A 2866-nucleotide genomic window follows, 5' to 3' on the forward strand; every position below is an offset into this window, starting at 1 on the left:
CGCTAGGGTGGCCACGAGGTCTCCGGGACATTGGTCTTCTTGGTCGAAGAACCACCTACCGGAGACCTCACTGCGTCCCGGGCACCGACACGCCAGACCGCACGATCACTTACAAAACAGGCTCTAGTGCGCCAGCATGGTGGGCCCACCAGACCGGCCTGCTCGCTCCGGCATGGAAGCGCTGGATCTTCGGGCAGCCGTACTTGGCGTTCGAGTACATCGCGGGTGCTGCCGGGGTCCGAGTACAGATCTGGGTGCCCGGGACGGTGCCGCCCGGGATGGTCGAGGAGACCATCCGGGCTGCCTGGCCCGGCGCCACCACCACGACCCGTTCCTCCGCGCCACCCATCCCGCCGTCTATCCCGGCAACCGGAGGCCGTCTCGTACTGTCGCGCGAGGACTCCTACCCGCTGAAAACCGATCACCACGCCGACCCGATCCGCTCCCTCCTCGGCGCGGTTTCCGGACTCGACCAGGGCCAATGCGCCGCCGTCCAAATCCTCGCCCGCCCCGTAACGGGCCGACGTCTTGCACGCGCCCACCGCGTCGCGTCCAGGCTCAAAGGCGGAAACCCGGCCACGTCGCGAGGCTTCTTCTTCGACCTGCTCACACCCGGGACACGCACCGGTCGCCCCGGCTACCCAACCGGTGCCGCTCATAGCAGCGTGCACCCGGAACGGGCTGAGCAGGTCCGCGCGATCCTGGCCAAGGCGACGCAACCGCGGTTCGAGGCCGACATCCGTTACGCCGTCGCCACACCCGACGCCTGCAACGCAGAGAAGTGGCTGCGTGGACGAGCCCACGCCCTGGCATCGGTAGCCGCGCTGTTCGCGTCCGGCCACCAGCACCTACGCCGCCGCAGGCTTCAAGACCCGGCCCTCACCTTGGCCAAGCGCCACTTGGGACGCGGCTACCTGCTGGGCGCCGCCGAACTGGCCGCTCTCGCGCACCTGCCGCTAGATCCCGACGCACCCGCGATCACGCGCGCCGGAGCCCGACCGGTCGCCCCGTCCCCGGACGTGCCCACCGGCACCGACACCGCGCACGGGGCCGCGCGGGTGCTGGGCGACGCCGACGCAGGCCACGCCCGCCCCGTTGCGATGCCGGTCGTCGGGGCACGCCAACACGTGCACGTCCTCGGACAGACCGGCGTCGGCAAATCCACCCTGCTCGCCTCGCTCATTCTGGGCGACGCCCGCGAGGGCCGCGGCGCGCTGGTCATCGATCCCAAGGGCGACTTGATCGCCGACGTCCTGGACCGGCTTCCGAGCCGCATGGCAGGGCGGACGGTGGTGTTCGACCCGTCCGACCCGGCACCGCCGCCCTCGGTCGGGATCCTGTCCGGCCCCGATCCGGCATTCGCGGTGGACTCGGTCGTGTCGATCTTCCATCGCTGCTTCCGCTCGTCTTGGGGGCCACGCCTGGACGATCTGTTGCGGTCGGCCTGCCTGAGCCTCATGCGCGCCCACGGCTCCCGCGCCACCCTCGCCCAGGTCCCGCAGCTCCTCACCGACTCGGCGTTCCGTGCCCGCGTGGTCGGACGGCTCTCGGACGATCTTCTACGCGGCTTCTGGGCCGGTTACGACGAGCTGTCACCGGCCGGACGGGCGGCCGCGATCGGTCCCGTGATGAACAAGCTCCGCGCCGTCCTGCTCCGCCCCTTCGTCCATCAAGCCCTGTCCGCGACCGGATCCACCGTCGACCTGGCCAGCCACCTCGACCACGGCGGCCTCGTCCTGGCCCGCCTTCCCAAGGGCGTGCTCGGCGAGGATGCCGCCCGCCTCATGGGGTCGCTCCTGCTCGCGCACACCTGGCAAGGCGTCACCCGCCGCACCGACCTTCCCGAGGACGAGCGACCGGACTCGGCCGCCTACATCGACGAGTGCCACAACTTCCTCAACCTGCCCGGCTCGGTGTCCGACATCTTGGCCGAGGCCCGCGGCTACCGGCTCTCGCTCGTCCTGGCCCACCAGCACCTGTCCCAACTGCCCAAGGACCTGCGCGACGCGGTCTCCGCCGACGCCCGCAACAAGATCTACTTCGCCGCCTCGCCCGAAGACGCCAGCGACCTCGCCCGGCACGCCGGCCCCGTCCTGTCCGCGCACGACCTCGCCCACCTGGGCGCCTACCAAGCCGCCGGACGCCTCGTCACCGCCGGCCAGCCGACCCAGGCATTCACCTTCCGCACACGCCCGCTTCGCGACCCGATCCCCGGCCGCGCCGACCACATCCGCGCGGCCTCCCGCCAACGCTTCGCACCACGCGTGACGACGACCAAACCCACCACCAGAAAAGGCGGGCCGCCGTCCGACCCGCGCGCCGAGAGCCCGACCAGCGAGGGGAACCAGCCGCAGTGAAGAAAGTGATCCGCCAGCGCCGGACGGCCAGCACACCCAGACGAGCGACACCCGAACTGTTCCTCGAACTCCGCGCACGGCTCACCGACCGCGACCAGGCAATCCTGGAGCTGGTCTGGGAACACCGCGTCCTCACCACGCACCAACTCGCCGCCATCTTCTTCACCACGCCCGGCAAGGCCCGCGACCGCCTCCTGCAACTGTTCCACCTCAAGGCCCTCGAACGCTTCCAGCCCTGGGTCCCCGTCGGAGCAGCGCCCTACCACTGGGTCCTCGGACCTCTCGGCGCCCAGCACCTGGCCGCCCACCGCGACACCACCCTGTCCGGACTCGGCTACCGCCGCACCACCGCACTCCAGATCAGCCATTCCCGGCACCTGGCCCACCAGGTCGGCGTCAACGAGTTCTTCACCCAACTCCACGCCCACGCCCGCCGCACGCCCGCCGCCCACCTCGACAAGTGGTGGCCCGAGCGCCGCTGCACCCAACTCTGGGGAGACCTCGCCCGC

2 protein-coding genes are annotated in these 2866 nt (G+C 71.0%); both read left to right on the plus strand.

Annotated features, from left to right (window positions below):
* Positions 1-203 precede the first annotated feature (203 nt).
* Positions 204-2357: a type IV secretory system conjugative DNA transfer family protein gene (locus ETD96_RS43055; protein ID WP_138642235.1), complete on the plus strand. Its 2154-nt coding sequence runs from the start codon at positions 204-206 to the stop codon at positions 2355-2357.
* On the plus strand, positions 2354-2866 hold a 513-nt coding region (locus ETD96_RS43060; protein ID WP_171069524.1), incomplete at its 3' end, for a replication-relaxation family protein. The genes ETD96_RS43055 and ETD96_RS43060, both read left to right, overlap by 4 nt.

It is taken from the genome of Actinomadura geliboluensis, from assembly GCF_005889745.1.
Lineage (GTDB): Bacteria > Actinomycetota > Actinomycetes > Streptosporangiales > Streptosporangiaceae > Spirillospora > Spirillospora geliboluensis.